Here is a 19,261-nt window from a genome sequence, read left to right as displayed (position 1 = left end):
GATTTACGGGTTTAGGGGGTTAAAGGGATGTTAAATACGTTATCCATTCGGAATTTGGCTGTTGTTGAGAGCGTGGACGTACAATTCTACCCGGGCTTTCATGTTCTTACAGGGGAGACAGGCGCGGGAAAATCCATCATCATCGATGCGCTTGGGCTGATTGCCGGCGGGCGCGGATCGGCGGATCTGATCCGGTACGGCTGCGATAAGGCGGAGATTGAGGCGCTGTTTGATCTTCCCCCGGCACATCCCGTGTGGCAAACACTAACGCATTTAGGCATTGAGGCGGATACCGAGGAGCATTTGCTGATCCGCAGAGAGCTGACATCGCAAGGAAAAAGCACCTCCCGCATTAACGGTCAGCTTGTGAACTTGAGTATGCTCCGTGAGGTAGGGGAGAAGCTCATCAACATTCACGGCCAGCATGAGCATCAGAGCCTGCTGCGTTCGGAACAGCACATGAGCCTGCTCGATACGTACGGGGAGAAGATCATCGGCCCGGCCAAGCGTAAATACCAGGAGCTGTATTCGGAATTCAGCAAGGTGGAGCAGGAGCTCAAGGAACTGCAAGAGACGAGCCAAAAGGCATATCAGATGCTCGACATGTATCGGTTCCAGCTGGAGGAAATTGCGGCGGCCCAGCTAAAGCCGGGAGAGGACGAGGAGCTGTCCGAGGAGCGTGTCAAGCTGTCCCACAGCGAGAAGATGATGGACTCCGTCGCAGGCGCCTACGAGCTGCTGTACGGGTCATCAGGCTTGGAGGCGGTCAGCCGGGCGCTCAGTCGGCTAGAAGATGTCTCGGCCTATGACGAGAAAGGGCTGAAGCCGCTCGTGGAGCAGCTGCAATCCGCTTATTATCAGCTGGAGGATGCCGTGTTCCAGCTGCGGGATTACCGGGACGGCATTGAATTTAATCCGGAGCGGCTGAATGAAATCGAGCTTCGTTTAGATATGATCTCCGGTTTGCGGCGGAAATATGGGGATAATGTGGAGCAAATTCTGGAATACTACGGGAGAATTCAGCAGGAAACCGACATGCTGGAGAACAAGGACGAATTTATCCAGGGATTGGAGAAACGGCGGGACGAGCTGCTCGCTGTGGCTCTGGAAGCTGCCAAGAAGTTGAGCGATGCGCGTAAGCGGTGTGCGCGGGATTTGGCGACCCAAGTGGAGCGTGAGTTGAAGGATCTTCAAATGGAACGAACCCGGTTTGAGGTTCGTCTGGAGCTTCAGGATGCGCCGGATGGTTACGAATATGAAGGACAACGAATCCGATTGACGAAACAAGGGATCGATGCAGCAGAGTTTCTTATATCGGCGAATCCGGGAGAACCGCTGCGCCCGCTCGCTAAAATTGCGTCCGGCGGCGAAATGTCCAGGATCATGCTCGCCATGAAGAGCATCTTCGCCCGGCATGACCAAATTCCGGTCCTGATCTTTGACGAGGTGGATACCGGCGTTAGCGGCAGGGCCGCTCAATCGATCGCGGAGAAGCTGTTCCTGCTCGCCAAGACATGCCAGGTATTCTCCATCACGCACTTGCCGCAAGTGGCATGCATGGCCGATCATCAGTACTTGATCGAGAAGAAGGTCGTATCTTCAAGAACGATGACCCAGGTGCAGAATTTAAGCGAAGAGGGGCGGATCAAGGAGCTCGCACGGATGCTCGGCGGAGTCGAAATTACCGAAAAGACACTTCATCATGCCCAGGAAATGCTCAATCTGGCGGCGGCGCAAAAGGCTTCCAGAACGGCTTCGGGTCAATGATTGACAGTTATAAAAGCCAGGGGGCAGGGTAACTTAAAGGTACGCAATTGGCGACCACCTTTTCGTCAAGCGAAAGAAGAAAAAGGGAGCGTGACAGCCATTGAAGCCCAACCTCAGGAGAAAACTGCTCGGTTTCGTTCTTGCTTTCCTTCTTTGTTACCTTGGAACTGCTGAGCCTGTCCAATCTTTTGCGTCATTGCCTGATGAGCTTAGGTTGATTGCCGGCCGGCAGGCCCGTCTGGACGTGGCGATGCCCGTCCAAGCCCTCGCTTCAGTCGATCGTCCCGATGTGGTGCAGTTAAACGGCTCCCGGGCGTCGAAGCTCCAAGTATCATTAAAGCAGCCGCTCCAGCTATATCCCCAGCAAAGCGGCACAGCAGAAGTTACCCTGAAATTATTCGGTAAAATTCCTTTGAAGACAGTCCATGTGAATGTGATGCCGGAGCTGAAGGTGTTCCCTGGCGGACAGACAATCGGCGTTAAGGTTAAATCCTCCGGCATCCTGGTGGTCGGACATCATCTCGTTCGCGCTTCGAACGGGGCAAAGGTATCTCCCGGCGAAGCTGCAGGTCTCAAGCTTGGAGATCTGCTCACCGCCATGGATGGCAAACCGCTGACCGATGTAACGAAGGTGGCCGAGATCGTGGAGAAGGCGGGGAGAGCCAAACGACCGCTTGATATCACGTTCAAACGCAGCGGCAAGGTCATGAAGACAAAGCTGAGTCCTGCTTTCGACGAGGACGATAAAACCTGGCGTCTAGGGCTTTATATCCGCGATTCTGCTGCAGGGGTGGGCACCTTAACCTTTTATGCCCCCCACCAGAAGGTGTATGGCGCGCTCGGCCACGTCATTACCGACATGAATACCCAGACACCCATTGAAGTGGGGAGCGGGCAAATCGTGCAATCCAATGTCACATCCATTTCAAGAAGCGAAGAAGGGGAACCAGGCGAGAAACGGGCGACCTTTTCCAAAGACGGCAAGGTGCTTGGTAATGTTGAGCGCAACACCCATTTCGGCATTTTCGGCAAAATGAAGGATCTGCCGGAGCATGGTCTGTACACGGAGCCGATTCCAATCGCCATGTCCCACGAGGTGAAGGAAGGGCCGGCTGAAATACTGACCGTGGTCGAAGGCCAGGAGGTCGAGCGTTTCACCGTTGAGATCGTTCATGTCTCCAAACAGGATGCACCCGCAACCAAAGGGCTTGTACTCCGGATCACGGATCCTAGGCTTCTCAAAAAGACCGGCGGAATCGTGCAAGGCATGAGCGGCAGTCCAATCGTTCAAGACGGCAAGTTGATCGGGGCGGTCACCCATGTGTTTGTGAATGATCCGAAATCCGGCTACGGCTGCTTTATCGAGTGGATGCTTCAGGACTCCGGCGTACTACCCTCTGCAGAATCAAAACCAACACAAAATCTTAAGGCAGGTTAATGCCTTGAGATTTTTTGTCGTAATACGACGAAATACATATTAATTTGAAATAAAATATTTAATTATAAATCAACTTCAAAAAAAAATAAAGAAAAAATAATTTTCGACAGAAGGAATTTAAATCCGTCTGTCGAAAACCATATACACAAGAAAAATAACCAAAAAATCCTAAGTGATCGGATAAAGGAGGAGCACGAATTGCAAAAGATTGAAGTATTATTGGCAGACGACAACCGTGAATTTACGAATTTGCTCGGCGAATACATTTCGGATCAACCCGATATGGTGGTTTCCGGAATCGCTTATAACGGGGAAGAAGTACTGAGCATGATCGAGGAAACGGGAAAAGTACCGGATGTGCTGATCCTTGATATTATTATGCCGCATTTGGACGGTCTCGGCGTACTTGAGCGTCTTCGTGATATGAATCTGTCCCCGCAGCCGAAAGTGATCATGCTGACCGCATTCGGTCAGGAGAACATCACCCAGCGGGCTGTCCAATTGGGAGCTTCCTATTATATTTTGAAGCCGTTCGATATGGAGGTGCTGGCTAGCCGGATCCGCCAGCTGGTCGGTTCCCCAAGCAATCTGTCGTCCAGCACGCCGTTTACGAACGTCAAATCCAATGTCGTACCAATGGGCAAGGGCAAAAATCTGGATGCGAATATTACCTCGATCATTCATGAAATCGGCGTGCCTGCGCATATTAAGGGATATCAATACCTGCGCGAGGCCATTACGATGGTGTACAACAATATTGAAATTCTCGGCGCGATCACGAAGACGCTGTATCCGGCCATCGCCGAGAAATTCAAGACAACGCCATCCCGCGTGGAGCGTGCGATTCGTCATGCCATCGAGGTTGCATGGACGCGCGGCAACATCGACAGCATCTCGCATCTGTTCGGCTACACGATCAACATCAGCAAATCCAAGCCGACCAACAGCGAATTCATCGCGATGGTTGCAGATAAGCTGAGAATCGAGCATAAGGTCTCTTGAAATGATGGTGTAACGCGGAAATCTGACGGGGATTAGAACCGGTGTCCGTTAGTCCTTTATCGGACATGACTTCGTATGTCTCGATAACCGATATGCGGTTTCGTTCGAACTCCTGAGCTTTCCGTATTCACCTCGAGCAATTGCCATTATCGATCGGATGTATTTAAGCTGAAATACGAAACGAACTTTGCAAACCTTCCTTACCATCCAATGAGAAGCTCATAACCGGGTCCCTTTCTATGTGCTAGGGACATCGTGTTGTGGGCTTTTCTTATGGCATCGAGAGTACAGCTTTGAAACAAAAAAGGGGTCCTTCCTTTGGTCCGCAGACCTTCAGGAAGAACCTCTTTTCATCGTTTCCCGGGCAATAATTACAGATAGTAGAGCTTAAACTCGATATCCTGGTCATGATTGCCGAATTTTTTGCCAAAGATCGTAGCCCCGCCGACATGCTCGGCATCCTCTTTAACCTCGATCCGAAAGGTCCAACGGTCACAGGTCGTATCCAGGTCCTGAACGGAGATCGCGGACAGCGGGTCACCGTCAATATAAGTGCCGTGCGATGTAATCCGTATGGTCTTCAGGAGCCCATACTGGTTAATATTGTGCGGCCACCAGTCCGGCGTAAACTTCCCTCTCGTATCCGCAAAGTCACCTGGACTCGTCCAGGTGCCGAGCTCGATGCCATTTAGCGAAAACGTAATGTCCGAAGGCCAGACGTCATTGGAAAATGGAAATTCAGAGGAGATTTCCAAACTGATCTCGAACTGCTGCAGCTTCTCGTCCTTCTTGAGGAAGTTCGGGATGTTGTATTGAACGAACCCCTCGGTGAACCATAGAATTTCCGCGTCCACGCGCTTCGGATCCATAAAATATTTCGGTTCGTCGACTCTTCCGATAAATTCCTTATCGGTTGCCAGACCGCAGGTCGGCTTAAGATCATAGTCCGTGTAGTGCCCGATCGGCACCGAGGTCTCGTAAGAGGCGAAGGAATGAAAGATTTTTTTGGGAAAATTGATTTCGATATGATCGACCTTCAAAATCGATATTTTCTGCTGACCCGATTTTCCGGGCACCTTCTCGGTCTTGATGATTCCGGCATCCTCCAGCTTCTTGATATGCTTGGTGACAATCGCGCTGCTGAGCTGAAGCTCGTGGGCAAGGTCCTTGATGTTCATTTTATTTTTGGAGAGAAGCTGGATAATCCGAATTCGAACCTCGCTCGCCAGCGCTTCATAGACGACAAGAGAGGATTTGTCTATTTCCAACTGCATCGATCCCACTTCTTTCAATTGGATTTCATTTCCTGACTTCCTTAACTAATATGAATGATACCACAACTATGGTTAACCTGTACATAAATCAACCAAAATAATCAATCAAAATAATGATGATTTGATTAACCAAAACATTAATCAAATAGAAAATAATATAATTAAATTTATAGAAATGTTATTGACACCGTTTTCAAGGTGCATGTATACTGAACAACAGTTAATCGTTTCCATAGCGTTTGAATGAAAGGGTTAACGAAATGAATTGTAACAGGAGGAGAACGTGTTGAAGAAAAAGATGGGGGTTTCATTAATACTTGTATTGTTGGCCGTATCCGTATTATCCGGTTGCGGAAGCGGGGACAAAAATACGATAACCTTCTGGACGCCTCTCACAGGGGACGACGGCGCGTACATGGATCAACTGGTGAAGGACTACAATGCCACAAATCCGGAGTATAAGGTTAAGCACGTCATCACATCAGACATGTATACGAAGATCTCTACGGTTCTCAACTCCGGCAAGGGTGTTCCCGACCTGGCCATCATCCATGCGGATCGTGTTCCCGGCTTTGTCAAGCAAGGGGTCCTTGAGCCAATGACCGGTGTTATGCAAGCGCAACCAGAGCTGAAGGAAGAGAATTATTTGCCGCAGGCTTGGAACACAGGCAATATCGACGGCACCCAGTACACGGTTCCCCTGGATATTCACAGCAATGCGATGTACTACAACAAGGATTTGCTTAAGAAGTACAATGTGGAAAGCTTCCTGGACGATGATGTCGTAACGATTGAAGAAATGCTGTCGCTCCAAGGTAAGCTGGACGAAGGGGATTATGTCGTTAACGATGCCTTGTTAGGCTGGGTGGTGCTGGCACAGATCCAGAACCTCGGCGGCGACATTCAGCAGGACGGCAAGCCGGCCGTAAATACGGAAGTGATGAAGCAGGCGTTCCAAGAGATTAAAAAGATTGCCGATGCCGGTCTGATGACACCGTTCGGCGAGGACGGCTACTTGATGTTCCAATCCGGCAATGTGCTGTTCTCGACAGACGGAACCTGGAGCTCGACCGCTCACGCAGCCGTAGAGAACCTGAATTTCGGCGTGACAAACATCTACTCCGCAAATGCGGACAAGTTCACGAACCGCGCTTCCTCGCATCTGTTCGCGATGCTGAATAACGACAAACGGACGGATGAGAAGGAAGCAGGAATCGGTCAGTTCCTGGAGTTTATTCGCCAGAACTCGATGGAGTGGGCGAAGGCAGGACAGATCGTCGCAAGTAAGCAGGTCATTGAAAATCCGGAATACAACAAATACATCCAGTCCTTCTTTACAGCGAGCGATAAACAAATTGAGTCCTTGTACATTTATACTTACGAATACTACCCTTACGTAGCTGAAGCCGTTGATACGTACGCCGCAGATATCGTGCGCGGAAACGTTGATATCGATGAAACTCTCCAAACGATGCAAAAGTTCGTCGAGGATAAAATCGCTGAGGGCAGTAAGGCAGCGGAATAGGCCGTGCGCATGAACCGATAGCAAAAAAGCAATGTGCCATCCGATCATGGCGCATTGCTTTTCCCAAAGGAGAAATGAAAGGGTATGAAAAAGAAGTCGCTGACACCTTATTTCTTTGTAGGTCCACATTTGATTCTGTTTGCCGTATTTATTTTTTTGCCGACCATCTACGGTATTTATGCATCATTCACACAGTGGAACCTCATCAATGATCCGGTCTGGGTCGGACTGGCCAACTACAAAACGATTTTGTTTGATACGGAGTCTACGTTTTACACGCAGTTTTTTAACGGGATCAAGAACACGTTGATTTTCGTTGTCTTAAGCGTTCCGATTCTAATTGTCATTCCGCTCTTGATCGCGGTGGCGCTGGAGCATAAAAAGGTGAAAATGAAAGGGCTTATGCAGTCCATTCTGTATATCCCCGGCTTGATCTCGATTTCAGCCGCAGCGCTGATCTGGTCTTTGATCTTTAACAAGCAGCTCGGCATTACGAACAATCTATTCGGTTCCGAAACGGTATGGGCGGCCAATCAGCCTTACGCCTGGCTTATTATCATCGTAATCACGGTATGGGGTGGAGTTGGGGGCAATATGATCATCTACCGTGCTTCGATCAGCGGCGTGTCCAAAGATCTGTACGAGTCGGCCGAAATGGACGGAGCCGGGCCGATCCGGAGATTCTCAAGCATTACCCTGCCGTCGATCCGTTTCCCGCTGATTTATACCTTCGTGATGACAACGGCCGGGGCGTTCAACGTATTCGGGCAGCCGTTAATGATGACCGACGGCGGGCCAAGACAAAGCACCACCGTGTTGATGATGTACATCCGTCAGCTTGCCTTCGGCCATGGGGAATCCATTGCCGGTATGGCATCCGCCATGGCGGTCCTGCTCGGACTGGTCATTCTCGTCATCTCGGCATTCCAGTATTACGTGATGAATCGGAATGCTTCATAGCCGCTTTGCAAACTGCGGCCGGCTAATCTAACGCCAAACGTTAAAAGGTAGGTGTACTGTACATGTCGAACCCGGTGTTGAAGGATGCGGAGACGGCTCCAAGGGCGGCTAACCGCAAAGGCGTCCGGTCATCCTCATCCAGCTTGAATATATCGAAATATTTAGCCTATTTGTTTCTTATCGTTCTATGCGTCATATGGGTCATTCCCGTAATTTTCGGCATAACGACATCCTTTCGTTCCCAAACGGAGGTCGTAACCACCGGCTTTCGGCTGCTGCCGGAGAACTGGATCTTCGATAACTATGTTGCGATCCTGGAAAATACGTCAACCGCGCCGATCCTCCGCTGGCTGATGAATTCGGTCTTTATTGCGACGCTGCACACACTGCTGGTCATTGTCGTGATTTCAATTACGGGCTACGGATACTCCCGTATGAACTTTAAGGGAAGAGACACGCTGTTCTTCACGCTGCTTGGCATTTCCTTCTTTCCAGGCGTCGTTAACCTCATCCCGTCCTATAAAATCATTGACGCCTTAGGCTGGGTGAATACGTCCTGGGCGATGATTATTCCCGGTCTTGCGGGAATGGGGAATATCTTTCTCGTCCGCCAGTTTATGAAAGGCATTCCGAAGGATCTCGACGAATCCGCCAGGGTTGACGGTGCCGGTGATTTCCGGATCTATTATTCCGTTATATTGCCGCTCATCAAACCGGTGCTGATCGTGTGCGGGCTGTTTTCCTTTACCGGATCCTGGAATGATTTCCTCTGGCCGGTCATCGTATATACCGATGTCGAGAAAATGCCGGTTACTGCGGGGCTGCTGCTGCTTCAGGATATTTACGGAAATTATCGCATGATCGGGCAATTGATGGGGTCGGCCATTCTGGCCATCATTCCGACTTTGCTGTTATTTCTTTTTGCCCAGAAGTATTTTGTGCAGTCGATTAATCTGAATGCCGGGATTAAAGGCTAAGGAAACAGACCTTTTGGGTCCCAGCCAATAAATATAAAAAATCATTATACTTGGATAGGAGTTATCATCATGTCAGAATTGAAATTGAACAATCCCCTCATCGAGCAGAGGGCGGACCCTTGGATTTATAAGCATACCGACGGTTATTATTATTTCACGGCTTCGGTTCCCGAGTACGACCGGATTGAGCTGCGGCGTTCCCGTACCATCTCTGGATTGGCGGAGACGGAGGGAACAACGATCTGGGTGAAGCACGAAACCGGATGGATGAGCGCCAACATCTGGGCACCGGAAATTCATTGCATCGACGGCAAATGGTATGTGTATTATGCCGCTGCGCATACATCCGAAACTAGAGACGGATTATTCGATCATCGCATGTTTGTGCTCGAGAATGAAGCTGCGAATCCCCTTGAAGGCGAGTGGGTCGAGAAAGGGCAGGTTGTGACGAAATGGGAGTCTTTTGCCTTGGACGCCACAACGTTCGAGCATCGCGGTACACGGTACTATGTGTGGGCTCAGAAGGATCCCGGCATTCCCGGGAACTCCAATCTGTATATCTCGGAAATGGAGAATCCATGGACACTCAAGGGAGAGCAGGTCCTTATCTCCAGGCCGGAATATGATTGGGAGAAGCAGGGATATCTGGTCAATGAGGGCGCGGCGATCTTGAAGCGGAACGGCCGGATATTCATGACGTATTCAGCAAGTGCAACTGACCATAATTATTGTATGGGGTTGTTAACAGCGGATGAGAGCAGTGATTTGCTGAATCCGACTTCATGGGTGAAGTCGCCGGAGCCGGTATTTGCTACCTCGGAGGCCAACGGACTGTATGGACCCGGGCATAACAGCTTCACCGTATCGGAAGACGGCAAGCAGGATATTCTCGTCTATCATGCGCGAAGCTACAAAGAGATCGAAGGCGATCCGCTGTACGACCCGAACCGCCATACCCGGGTACAGCTGATCCGGTGGAACGAGGACGGTACGCCGAACTTCGGCGTGCCGCGGCCGGATACGAAGCTTGTCAACGCCGACTGATTCGATTGCATGAACAATAAGAGCTGCCAGACATCCGTTGCTACGTACAATGGAATGCTGGCAGCTTTTTGGTTTTAATGGGCATTAACGAGAGGATAAGGGCAGGATTATCCTGGACGATGGACGTTGGACGAAACTTGTCGAAACATAGCTAAAAAAGGGATAGCAGCCCTAAACCGGCAGCTCGGACGGATAGCTTAGAAGGAATATCGCCCCGTAATGGAGAACAAAGGTACAGTGCGAATTTTCGGTTCATTAAATCGTGTGGGAGGAATATGCAATGGCTAATATATTGGTCTTGGGCGGAACCCGTTTTTTTGGCAAACGACTGGTCCAGCGCCTGATCGATAACGGGGACGAGGTCACCATTCTTACGCGGGGCAACCATCAGGACCCGTTCGGCCGGCATGTGCGGCGGATTGCGGCGGATCGGAAAGATCCCGGCGCGCTGAAGCGGGCTGCCGGTGAAGCGGATTGGGATATCGTGTATGATAATATATGTTATACGCCGGAGGAAGCCGGGCAAGCAGCCGATATATTTGCAGATCGAACGGGCCATTACGTGCTCACGTCGACGCTGTCGGTTTATGATTTTGCTGATCATTCGCTCCGCGAGGAGGATTTCGATCCATACCGGTATCCGATTATTATGAACGACCAGCAGGACTACAGCTATAAGGAAGGAAAGCGGCAAGCTGAAGCGGTGCTGTTCGGGAGGCATAATCTGAACGTTACGGCGGTGCGGCTCCCGATCGTGCTTGGCCCTGACGACTATACCAAGCGGCTGCTGTTCCATGTCGAGCATGCGGCTGCCGGCGAGCCGATCGGATTGCCGGCGCCTGATGCGGAAATATCGTTCATTCATGCGGAGGAGGCTGCCGAGTTCCTCCAATGGGCAGGGACAACCCGGTTCGAAGGGCCGATTAATGCCTGCTCTGACGGAACGATAACGATTCGTGAGATTATGGGAATGATCGAGAAAGAGATCGGCAGATCGGCGCCGCTTATCCCGTCTGCGTCCCCTGAGCATATGTCTCCGTTCGGAATTCCGGACAATTGGACGATGGACAACACGAAGGCGTCTGAAGCCGGCTTCCGGTTTTGGAATTTAAGGGATTGGATGCCCCGGTTAATATCCGAGCTATCAACCGATGTGAGGTTAAAGTAGCTTATAAGCGCAGGTGAGGCTATCCAGAAAGGAAGAAACAGCATGAATGACAAAATCGAAGCTTTCAAGGCGCGAATCCAGCAGTTGACGGCTGACGGAAAATGCTCCCCCGAGGCTGCTGAGCTGATCGACGAAATGTACGCGGAGCTTGAGACGGCCTACAAGCAGAACCTGAACCTGAGGAAGACGGCGCTTAAGGCCGTATCGAAGCAGGAGAGAATGTCCAGCAAATTGAAGGATGCGCTAATGGAGTAGTTAGGTTCTGATTCTGTAATATGAACGTCAGTCCAAAAGGAATGAAGACTTCGATTCTCAAATGTTCATAATCGAAGTTGAACTAGCTAAAGGGGATGCCCGAAAGATCTGATAGATCTCAAGGACATCCCCTTTTCTCAGTGGACCATGCCTTCCGTCAGCTTCCGGATGAGGTTCCCGGCTTCGGTGCGGAACGCTTCTTCTTAAACCGGGGGCCGACATAATTCCGCTTACGGTCACGAAACAGAATCCAGCCGCCAAGAAAGCCGATGCCGATTACAAAAAGCGCAAGACCGCCAAGGAATGGAAGCCAGCCGAAGGAGGGATTGGTCACGCGATCATCTCCATGGACGGCGATATATAGGAACACCGCATCTTTCATCATTAAGAAGCCTTTCATCGCCATAAAGCCGGGAACGACCAATATAAGAATGGCGATAAACCGGGAAATAATCATTTTCATAAGGAGATTCCTTCCTGAGACTGATGTAAAGTTCTATCGTTTATCATACCTTTTTCCATAGGAGATGTCTATTTGGTTTAGGTGTCTTTCGATTTTGTGTTCAGCTAAAAAGAGAGTACAATGAGAGAGAAACTGGACTTATGTTGGAGGTGCCGATTGTGGCAATTACATGTGATGTAGCGATACTTGGCGGGGGGACCGGAGGATATGTTGCAGCCATCCGGGCGGCCCAGCTTGGAAAAAATGTGGTCATCATTGAACAGGACAAGCTCGGAGGAACCTGCCTGCATCGCGGATGTATTCCGAGTAAAGCCTTGCTTCGGAGCGCCGAGCTATTTGCAGAGATGAAGGATAGCGAGCGTTACGGCATCGAGTCAGACGGCGTCCGTTTATCGTTTGGCAAAGTGCAGCAGAGGAAAGAAGGCATCGTTCATAAACTGTATCAAGGCGTTCAATATTTGATGCGGAAAAATAAAATTACCGTGGTCCAAGGAAAAGGGAGAGTCATCGGGCCTTCCATCTTCTCGCCGCGGAGCGGGGCGGTAGCTGTGGAGCTTCCGGACGGCGAGATGGAGACGGTCGTTCCAACCCATCTGATTATTGCCACCGGTTCCAGACCACGTCATCTGCCCGGGCTTGAGCCGGACGGCGTACATATCCTGACCAGCGACCATGCACTCCAGATGGAGGAGCTCCCTGAATCCATCATCATTGTCGGAGGCGGCGTTATCGGCGTGGAATGGGCCTCGATGCTGAATGATTTCGGCGTGAACGTCACCGTGGTCGAGGCGGCGACGCATCTTGTGCCAGCGGAGGATGAAGAGATCGGACGGGAGCTTAAGAAGCAGCTTGCCGGAAGGGGCGTCAACATCCTGACAGGCGCCAAGCTGCTGATCGAAACCTGCGAGGTTCAAGAAGGACGCGTTACGATTATGCTCGAGCATGACGGCGAGAGCAGGACGCTGACAGCCGACAAGCTTTTGATGTCCGTAGGAAGGGTTGGCAATACCGACCAGATCGGCCTGGAGAATACCGATGTCCGCGTGGAGAACGGAGTCATTGCCGTGAATGCGAACATGCAGACGACCGAACCGCATATTTATGCGATCGGCGACTGCATTGGCGGTCTTCAGCTTGCACATGCCGCCAGCCATGAGGGGATCACGGCCGTGAATCATCTGGCAGGCGAGGCCCATATGACTTATCGCAAAGAGTGGATTCCGCGCTGCATTTATTCCCGTCCTGAGGCGGCCAGCGTTGGCCTTACGGAGAAGGAAGCCCGGGATCGCGGGCATGCGGTCAAGGTCGGCAAGTTTCCATTCTCCGCGATCGGCAAAGCGCTGGTCAACGGGACGCAGGAAGGCTTTGTAAAAGTGATCGCCGATCAGGAGACGCAGGATATTTTGGGCGTGCATATGATCGGTCCGCACGTTACGGAGCTGATCGGGGAAGCGGCACTTGCGCAGGTGCTGGATGCCACGCCTTGGGAAGTAGGAGCAGCGGTTCATGCGCACCCGTCTTTGTCGGAAATCATAGGCGAAGCGATGCTGGCCGTGGACGGAAAATCGATCGGTTTATAGGCCTAAAGGCATTCTTTGTGGAATCCCTCATTTCTTTTTGGTTAAAAAGGGATTATAATAACATTAAGCCAAGTCTTAGTACCAGGTTTTAATACTTGCTCTGATATGCTACTGTTGACGGTGCGACTGCACCGATCCTGGAGGGCGAGGCTCATGATAAAGGAGGGATCTCCATGAAAGAACAAGAAACGATGACTTCGAAGACCAATCGGCATGAACAGCTTGGGCTTACAGACGGACAGGTTCTGGACATGTACAAATATATGGTGCTGGCGCGCAAGTTCGATGAGCGCAACCTGCTGCTGCAGCGTGCCGGCAAAATTAATTTTCACGTATCCGGGATCGGACAGGAGGCTTGTCAGGTCGCTGCGGCTTTTGCCCTCGACCGGGAGAAGGATTATTTCCTGCCATACTACCGCGATTACGGATTTGTGATGGCTGTAGGCATGACACCGCGAGAGCTCATGCTGTCGGCATTTGCCAAGGCGGAGGATCCGAACAGCGGCGGCCGGCAAATGCCCGGGCATTTCGGGAGCAAGCGGCTGCGTATCGTGACAGGGTCCAGCCCGGTCACAACGCAGGTTCCGCATGCGGTAGGCATCGCGCTGGCTGCTAAGATGCAGAAGAAGGATTTTGTTACGTTTGTTACGTTTGGCGAAGGTTCGAGCAACCAGGGAGATTTCCATGAGGGCTGCAACTTTGCCGGCGTCCATAAGCTACCTGTTATTTTGATGTGCGAGAATAATCAGTACGCGATTTCGGTTCCGATTCACAAGCAGCTCAGCGGCAAAGTGAGCGACCGTGCGCTGGGATATGGTTTCCCGGGCATTCGGGTAGACGGCAATGATGCGCTAGCTGTATATGCAGCAGTTAAGGAAGCGCGTGAGCGGGCGATCCGCGGCGAAGGGCCGACACTGATCGAGTCGATGATGTATCGTCTGTCTCCGCATTCCACCTCCGATAACGATTTGGCTTATCGGACGAAAGAGGAAGTCGAAGAGAACTGGAAGAAAGACGGCGTGGTCCGGTTCAAGAATTATCTGATCGATTGCGGATTATGGGATGAAGCGCGGGATCAGGATCTTATTGCACAATTGAATCTGGAAATTAAAGAAGCGACCGAATCCGCAGACAATGCGCCATTCCCTAAGCCGGAAGATACGCTTCTTCACGTATATGCCAGTGATGAAGGAGGGGCTCAAGCATGGCGGTAATGGAGTATATTGATGCCATTCGACTTGCAATGAAGGAAGAGATGCAGCGGGATGAATCGGTATTCGTGCTGGGCGAGGACGTTGGCGTTAAGGGCGGCGTCTTCACCACAACGAAAGGCCTGATGGAACAGTTCGGAGAAATGCGCGTGATGGATACCCCGCTCTCGGAATCGGCGATCGCCGGCGTAGCCATCGGAGCCGCCATGTACGGCATGAAGCCGATCGCGGAGATGCAGTACTCGGATTTCATGCTTCCCGCGACCAACCAGATCATCAGTGAAGCAGCCAAAATCCGTTACCGCTCGAATAACGACTGGAGCTGTCCCGTGGTTATCCGGGCGCCGATCGGAGGAGGAATCTTCGGCGGCCTGTACCATTCCCAGTGTCCGGAATCGATATTCGTCGGGACACCGGGCCTTAAGATCGTCGCCCCTTTCTCGGCGTATGATGCGAAGGGATTGCTGAAGGCAGCGGTACGCGATCCGGATCCGGTCCTGTTCTTCGAGAATAAAAAGTGCTATAAGCTGATCAAGGGCGAGGTTCCGGATGACGATTACGTCGTACCGATCGGGAAGGCGAATCTGCTTCGGGAAGGGGCCGACATTACGGTGATCGGCTATAGTCAGCCGCTGCACTTCGTGATGCAGGCTGCCGAGGAGTTGGAGAAGGAAGAGGGCATCACCGCCCACGTGCTCGATTTGCGCACCTTGCAGCCGCTGGATCAGCAGGCGATTATGGATGCGGCCCGTCAGACGGGGAAAGTGCTGATCGTGCATGAGGACAACAAAACCGGCGGTGTTGGCGCTGAAGTAGCGGCGATCATTGCCGAGCACTGTCTGTACGATCTGGATGCGCCGATTATGCGTTTATGCGGTCCGGATGTGCCGGCGATGCCGATCAGTCCGCCGATGGAGAAGTTTTTTATGCTGAACAAAGATAAAGTCAAAGAATCCATGCGTCAGCTGGCGCTTTACTAAGAACAGGGAGTTGTGAGCATGTCCGATAATCAGAAATTAACCGATGTTGCGATGCCTCAGCTCGCGGAATCCCTAGTTTCCGCAACGATTGCCAAGTGGTTAAAGAAGCCGGGGGATCCGATCGAGCAGTATGAACCGATCTGCGAAGTCATCACGGATAAAGTGAATGCCGAGATTCCGTCGACGATGGATGGCGTGATGGGAGAATGGTTGGCACAGGAAGGCCAAACGGTGAACGTAGGTGAAGTTATTTGCCGGATCGCTACCGCGGCTGCTCCGGAGCGTACGCCATCCGCTCAGCCTTCGGGCTATCCCGCACAGGCTTCCCCAAGCCGTACGGTTTCGGCGGAAGGAGAATCCATGCGTCACCGGTACTCTCCTGCGGTTCAAAGCCTGGCGGCAGAGCACCAAATTGATTTAAACCAGGTACAAGGCACCGGAATGGGCGGCAGAATTACACGTAAAGACGTTCTGGCCTATATCGGGCAGGGACGACCGGCTGCTGCCGCAACCGCAGCTTCCGGCATGGTCTCGAATGAAGCCGAGACGGCGGCACAACGATCAGCTTCGCCGTTCGAAGGCATGCAGCGCCAGACGCCTGCCGCACCGACGCCGCCGCCCGGAACGCCCATCCCGGATGTGCGTCATTCCGGGCTTCACTTGACCGAAACGCCGAAGATCCCGACCATCGAAGTGGAAGGCATGGAAAACGGGCGCTCGGAATATTTTATTGATGTTACGCCGATTCGTAATGCGATTGCGAGAAATATGCGCCAAAGCGTCACCGAAATCCCGCATGCCTGGACCATGATCGAGGTGGATGTGACCAACGTCGTGCTGCTGCGGAACAAACTGAAGGATGAATTCAAACGGAAGGAAGGGGTCAATCTCACCTATCTGGCATTCCTGCTGAAGGCGGTTGTCAATGCGATCAAGGATTACCCGATCATGAATTCCTTCTGGGCTGTCGATAAAATCGTTGTCAAACGGGATATCAATCTGTCGCTGGCCGTAGGTACGGAGGATTCGGTGCTTACACCGGTTATCCAACGCGCTGACCAGAAGAATATCGCCGGCCTTGCCAGAGAGATCGACGAGCTTGCGCGCAAGACCCGCGAAGGCAAGCTGACTCTCGATGACATGCAGGGCGGTACCTTTACGGTAAACAATACGGGCTCCTTCGGCTCCATCCTTTCTTACCCGATTATTAACTATCCGCAGGCAGCGATCCTGACGTTCGAATCGATCGTGAAGAAACCGGTCGTGATCAATGATATGATCGCAGTCCGTTCCATGGCGAACCTGTGTCTGTCATTGGATCACCGCATTTTGGACGGCGTCATCTGCGGCCGGTTCCTGCAGCGGGTTAAGGACAACCTGGAGAGCTTCAGCCTGGATACGAAGCTGTACTGAGTTGGAACAATTCTTGGTGGTAACATCTGTAAATCGACTAAGCAACACCTGTAAACGCCCGTGCATATGCTCACGGGCTGTTGTGATCATGGCATTCATTCGGATATTGGACCCCAGTGGAGAGAAGGGTGAGCACAATGACGAAACCGTTAAATGTCTCGTACACGCCGATGCTCGATTACGGCATGGCCTGGGAGCTGCAAAAGCTCCATGTAGCGGAAATCGACAAAGGGGAGCGTCACGAAAGCCTGATGCTCCTCCAACATCCGCCTACCTATACGATAGGCTCGCAGCGTCATCCGGAGCATTTGCTGCTCAGCAAGGAAGAGCTGGAGAAGAAGGGCATTGGCCTGTTCGAGATCGATCGTGGCGGGGATATTACATATCATGGACCCGGACAGCTGGTCGGGTATCCGCTCTTAGTGCTTGAAGGCGGCAAGGGGCTGGATTTGCACGGATTCCTCCGCAGCGTGGAGCAGGTCATTATCGATTATTTGGCCGCGCACCAAATCGAAGCAGGCCGCAAGCCGGAGTATACGGGCGTGTGGGTCGGCGACCGCAAAATATGCGCGATCGGCGTGAAATTCAACAAGCGCCGGCATGACCGGGGATTTGTCACGAGCCACGGCTTCGCTTTTAACATTAAAGCGGGCATCGCCGAATCCGGCTTCACGGGAATCATTCCGTGCGGGATTCAGGAATATGGCGTGACATCGCTGGAGGATTGCACCGGCCGCACCTTCGAAGTCGAGGAAGTAGCGCGGGAGATCGTGCCCTACTTCACCAAGGTATTTTCCTATAAGGCGCATTGGCCGGATAAAGTCTGGACATAAGCTGTCGCTTAACGTAAAAGAAGGGGCTCCAGGACAATAAGCAGCGTGGATCCGATCATGGCGATCAGCATGAGATAGATAAAAACTCGAAACCATTTTTTACGTTGCATGGTGCAGCTCCTTTGAAAAAGTTTAATGATGTACATCATTATAGCAGCATTTATTCCGTTTGGAAGGCTATAAGTCCATTGTATCGTAACTGCGAAAGAGAGGGAAGTCCAGTGATCTCAAGAGAACGAATCATTCAAGAGTTTATGGAACTGGTTCAGGTGGACAGCGAAACGAAGCATGAAGAGGCGATATCCGGCGTATTAAAGGAAAAGTTCGGAAGCCTTGGCCTCGAGGTCGTTGAAGACGACGCAAAGGATAAGACCGGGCACGGAGCAGGCAACCTCATCATAACCTGGAAGGCGGAAGGCGCGGAGAAAGCGCCGAAGGTACTGTTTACCTGCCATATGGATACCGTTACACCCGGCCGGGGAATTAAGCCGACGCTCGGGGAAGACGGCTGGATTCGCAGTGACGGGACGACGATTCTCGGCGCGGACGATAAGGCCGGAATCGCCGCTTTACTCGAAGGGATCCGGGTGATCCAGGAGAACAAGATTCCGCATGGCCAGATTCAATTCGTCATCACCGTCGGCGAGGAATCCGGTTTGGTCGGCGCTCGTGCGCTCGATCCGAAATACCTGGAAGCAGAGATGGGGTTTGCGCTCGATTCAAACGGAGAGCTGGGTTCCATCGTCGTTGCCGCTCCGACCCAAGCAAAGATCAAGATGATTATTAAGGGGAAATCGGCGCATGCCGGCGTGAATCCGGAGGATGGCATCAGTGCCATCCAAGTCGCCTCCAAAGCGATATCCAAAATGAAGCTCGGGCGCATCGATAAAGAAACGACAGCGAACATCGGCAAATTCCAAGGCGGCGGAGCTACCAACATCGTGTGCGATTACGTGGAGATCGACGCCGAAGCGAGAAGCATCGTGCAGGAGAAGGTGGATAAGCAAGTTGGCGATATGCGCGAAGCGCTTGAAACCACGGTTCGGGAGTACAATGCAAATTGCGAGTTTATTAGCGAAATTGTGTATCCCGCATATAGCTTTAATGAGCATGATGCAGTCGTGCAGCTTGCGCAGCGGGCGATCCGCGGGCTTGGCATGCAGGCGGATACCTTTACGTCCGGAGGAGGCAGTGATGCCAACATCTTCAACGGACTCGGCATTCCGACCGTAAATCTGGCGATCGGGTATCGCGACATTCATACAACCAAGGAACGGATTAAGGCCGAGGACTTGGAAAAAGCCGCACAGATTGTTGTGGCCATCGTGCAAGAAACAGTAAAATCCTAATACCAATAAAGTCCGCAGCGGG

18 protein-coding genes are annotated in these 19,261 nt (G+C 51.8%); 15 read left to right on the top strand and 3 right to left on the bottom strand.

Annotation, left to right across the window (positions count from 1 at the left end; translation table 11 throughout):
• Positions 1 to 27: 27 nt before the first annotated feature.
• From recN to spo0A, 3 genes are all read left to right on the top strand, one after another.
• Positions 28 to 1,767 carry a DNA repair protein RecN gene (gene recN, locus NSQ46_RS19555; protein ID WP_007129735.1) on the top strand — a complete coding sequence of 580 codons (1,740 nt, stop codon included), beginning with the start codon at positions 28 to 30 and terminating at the stop codon, positions 1,765 to 1,767.
• Positions 1,768 to 1,867: 100 nt separating this feature from the next.
• Positions 1,868 to 3,205, top strand: coding sequence for a SpoIVB peptidase (gene spoIVB, locus NSQ46_RS19550; RefSeq protein ID WP_007129736.1), 1,338 nt, complete (start codon positions 1,868 to 1,870; stop codon positions 3,203 to 3,205).
• 198 nt (positions 3,206 to 3,403) lie between these two features.
• Positions 3,404 to 4,207 (top strand): sporulation transcription factor Spo0A, encoded by an 804-nt coding sequence (gene spo0A, locus NSQ46_RS19545; protein ID WP_007129737.1) that lies wholly within the window; start codon positions 3,404 to 3,406, stop codon positions 4,205 to 4,207.
• A gap of 371 nt (positions 4,208 to 4,578) precedes the next feature.
• Here spo0A and NSQ46_RS19540 read toward each other — a convergent pair whose 3' ends face one another.
• Positions 4,579 to 5,481, bottom strand: coding sequence for an ArsR family transcriptional regulator (locus NSQ46_RS19540; protein ID WP_028403680.1), 903 nt, complete (start codon positions 5,479 to 5,481; stop codon positions 4,579 to 4,581).
• A gap of 286 nt (positions 5,482 to 5,767) precedes the next feature.
• Between NSQ46_RS19540 and NSQ46_RS19535 the strand changes: the two genes are divergently transcribed.
• The 6 genes from NSQ46_RS19535 to NSQ46_RS19510 all read left to right on the top strand — a co-directional run bounded on the left by NSQ46_RS19535 (position 5,768) and on the right by NSQ46_RS19510 (position 11,410).
• Positions 5,768 to 7,006 (top strand): extracellular solute-binding protein, encoded by a 1,239-nt coding sequence (locus NSQ46_RS19535; RefSeq protein ID WP_186311072.1) that lies wholly within the window; start codon positions 5,768 to 5,770, stop codon positions 7,004 to 7,006.
• An 84-nt stretch (positions 7,007 to 7,090) separates the two neighbouring features.
• A complete protein-coding gene (locus tag NSQ46_RS19530) occupies positions 7,091 to 7,966 on the top strand; it encodes a sugar ABC transporter permease (protein ID WP_007129740.1) in 876 nt (291 codons plus the stop codon).
• 62 nt (positions 7,967 to 8,028) lie between these two features.
• Positions 8,029 to 8,943 (top strand): carbohydrate ABC transporter permease, encoded by a 915-nt coding sequence (locus tag NSQ46_RS19525; RefSeq protein ID WP_007129741.1) that lies wholly within the window; start codon positions 8,029 to 8,031, stop codon positions 8,941 to 8,943.
• Between the two features lie 69 nt (positions 8,944 to 9,012).
• Positions 9,013 to 9,987, top strand: coding sequence for a family 43 glycosylhydrolase (locus NSQ46_RS19520; protein ID WP_342574436.1), 975 nt, complete (start codon positions 9,013 to 9,015; stop codon positions 9,985 to 9,987).
• 280 nt (positions 9,988 to 10,267) lie between these two features.
• Positions 10,268 to 11,155: an NAD-dependent epimerase/dehydratase family protein gene (locus tag NSQ46_RS19515; protein WP_007129743.1), complete on the top strand. Its 888-nt coding sequence runs from the start codon at positions 10,268 to 10,270 to the stop codon at positions 11,153 to 11,155.
• Positions 11,156 to 11,197: 42 nt separating this feature from the next.
• Entirely contained in the window at positions 11,198 to 11,410 is a 213-nt protein-coding gene (locus tag NSQ46_RS19510; protein ID WP_007129744.1) for a hypothetical protein, read from the top strand.
• Positions 11,411 to 11,567: 157 nt separating this feature from the next.
• Here the strand turns inward: NSQ46_RS19510 and NSQ46_RS19505 are convergent, their stop codons facing one another.
• Positions 11,568 to 11,873, bottom strand: a complete 306-nt coding sequence (locus tag NSQ46_RS19505) for a DUF2627 domain-containing protein (protein WP_007129745.1) — start codon at positions 11,871 to 11,873, stop codon at positions 11,568 to 11,570.
• 158 nt (positions 11,874 to 12,031) lie between these two features.
• On the opposite strand from NSQ46_RS19505, the gene lpdA reads away from it, so the two are divergent.
• From lpdA to lipB, 5 genes are all read left to right on the top strand, one after another.
• Complete coding sequence (gene lpdA / locus NSQ46_RS19500) at positions 12,032 to 13,453, top strand: dihydrolipoyl dehydrogenase (protein ID WP_040738619.1); 1,422 nt, start codon at positions 12,032 to 12,034, stop codon at positions 13,451 to 13,453.
• 173 nt (positions 13,454 to 13,626) lie between these two features.
• Complete coding sequence (locus NSQ46_RS19495; protein ID WP_007129747.1) at positions 13,627 to 14,667, top strand: thiamine pyrophosphate-dependent dehydrogenase E1 component subunit alpha; 1,041 nt, start codon at positions 13,627 to 13,629, stop codon at positions 14,665 to 14,667.
• Entirely contained in the window at positions 14,658 to 15,644 is a 987-nt protein-coding gene (locus NSQ46_RS19490) for an alpha-ketoacid dehydrogenase subunit beta (protein WP_007129748.1), read from the top strand. Before NSQ46_RS19495 ends, NSQ46_RS19490 begins: the two co-directional genes overlap by 10 nt.
• An 18-nt stretch (positions 15,645 to 15,662) precedes the next feature.
• Complete coding sequence (locus NSQ46_RS19485) at positions 15,663 to 17,057, top strand: dihydrolipoamide acetyltransferase family protein (RefSeq protein ID WP_007129749.1); 1,395 nt, start codon at positions 15,663 to 15,665, stop codon at positions 17,055 to 17,057.
• 137 nt (positions 17,058 to 17,194) lie between these two features.
• Positions 17,195 to 17,890: a lipoyl(octanoyl) transferase LipB gene (gene lipB, locus NSQ46_RS19480; RefSeq protein ID WP_007129750.1), complete on the top strand. Its 696-nt coding sequence runs from the start codon at positions 17,195 to 17,197 to the stop codon at positions 17,888 to 17,890.
• Positions 17,891 to 17,898: 8 nt separating this feature from the next.
• Here lipB and prli42 read toward each other — a convergent pair whose 3' ends face one another.
• Positions 17,899 to 18,000, bottom strand: a complete 102-nt coding sequence (gene prli42 / locus NSQ46_RS19475; RefSeq protein ID WP_007129751.1) for a stressosome-associated protein Prli42 — start codon at positions 17,998 to 18,000, stop codon at positions 17,899 to 17,901.
• A gap of 111 nt (positions 18,001 to 18,111) precedes the next feature.
• On the opposite strand from prli42, the gene NSQ46_RS19470 reads away from it, so the two are divergent.
• Positions 18,112 to 19,239: a tripeptidase T gene (locus NSQ46_RS19470; RefSeq protein ID WP_007129752.1), complete on the top strand. Its 1,128-nt coding sequence runs from the start codon at positions 18,112 to 18,114 to the stop codon at positions 19,237 to 19,239.
• Positions 19,240 to 19,261 lie beyond the last annotated feature (22 nt).

Source organism: Paenibacillus sp. FSL M8-0142 (genome assembly GCF_038597315.1).
Lineage (GTDB): Bacteria > Bacillota > Bacilli > Paenibacillales > Paenibacillaceae > Paenibacillus_AQ > Paenibacillus_AQ lactis.
Note: the sequence above shows the minus strand (reverse complement) of the source record. Positions and strands in the feature narration are given on the sequence as shown.

Excerpts from the sequence above, each read along its gene's own strand:
- recN (WP_007129735.1), top strand. The coding sequence starts at position 28 with ATGTTAAATACGTTATCCATTCGGAATTTGGCTGTTGTTGAGAGCGTG.
- NSQ46_RS19540 (WP_028403680.1), bottom strand. The coding sequence starts at position 5,481 with ATGCAGTTGGAAATAGACAAATCCTCTCTTGTCGTCTATGAAGCGCTG.
- NSQ46_RS19530 (WP_007129740.1), top strand. The coding sequence starts at position 7,091 with ATGAAAAAGAAGTCGCTGACACCTTATTTCTTTGTAGGTCCACATTTG.
- NSQ46_RS19525 (WP_007129741.1), top strand. The coding sequence starts at position 8,029 with ATGTCGAACCCGGTGTTGAAGGATGCGGAGACGGCTCCAAGGGCGGCT.
- NSQ46_RS19520 (WP_342574436.1), top strand. The coding sequence starts at position 9,013 with ATGTCAGAATTGAAATTGAACAATCCCCTCATCGAGCAGAGGGCGGAC.
- NSQ46_RS19515 (WP_007129743.1), top strand. The coding sequence starts at position 10,268 with ATGGCTAATATATTGGTCTTGGGCGGAACCCGTTTTTTTGGCAAACGA.
- NSQ46_RS19510 (WP_007129744.1), top strand. The coding sequence starts at position 11,198 with ATGAATGACAAAATCGAAGCTTTCAAGGCGCGAATCCAGCAGTTGACG.
- NSQ46_RS19505 (WP_007129745.1), bottom strand. The coding sequence starts at position 11,873 with ATGAAAATGATTATTTCCCGGTTTATCGCCATTCTTATATTGGTCGTT.
- NSQ46_RS19495 (WP_007129747.1), top strand. The coding sequence starts at position 13,627 with ATGAAAGAACAAGAAACGATGACTTCGAAGACCAATCGGCATGAACAG.
- NSQ46_RS19490 (WP_007129748.1), top strand. The coding sequence starts at position 14,658 with ATGGCGGTAATGGAGTATATTGATGCCATTCGACTTGCAATGAAGGAA.
- NSQ46_RS19485 (WP_007129749.1), top strand. The coding sequence starts at position 15,663 with ATGTCCGATAATCAGAAATTAACCGATGTTGCGATGCCTCAGCTCGCG.
- lipB (WP_007129750.1), top strand. The coding sequence starts at position 17,195 with ATGACGAAACCGTTAAATGTCTCGTACACGCCGATGCTCGATTACGGC.
- prli42 (WP_007129751.1), bottom strand. The coding sequence starts at position 18,000 with ATGCAACGTAAAAAATGGTTTCGAGTTTTTATCTATCTCATGCTGATC.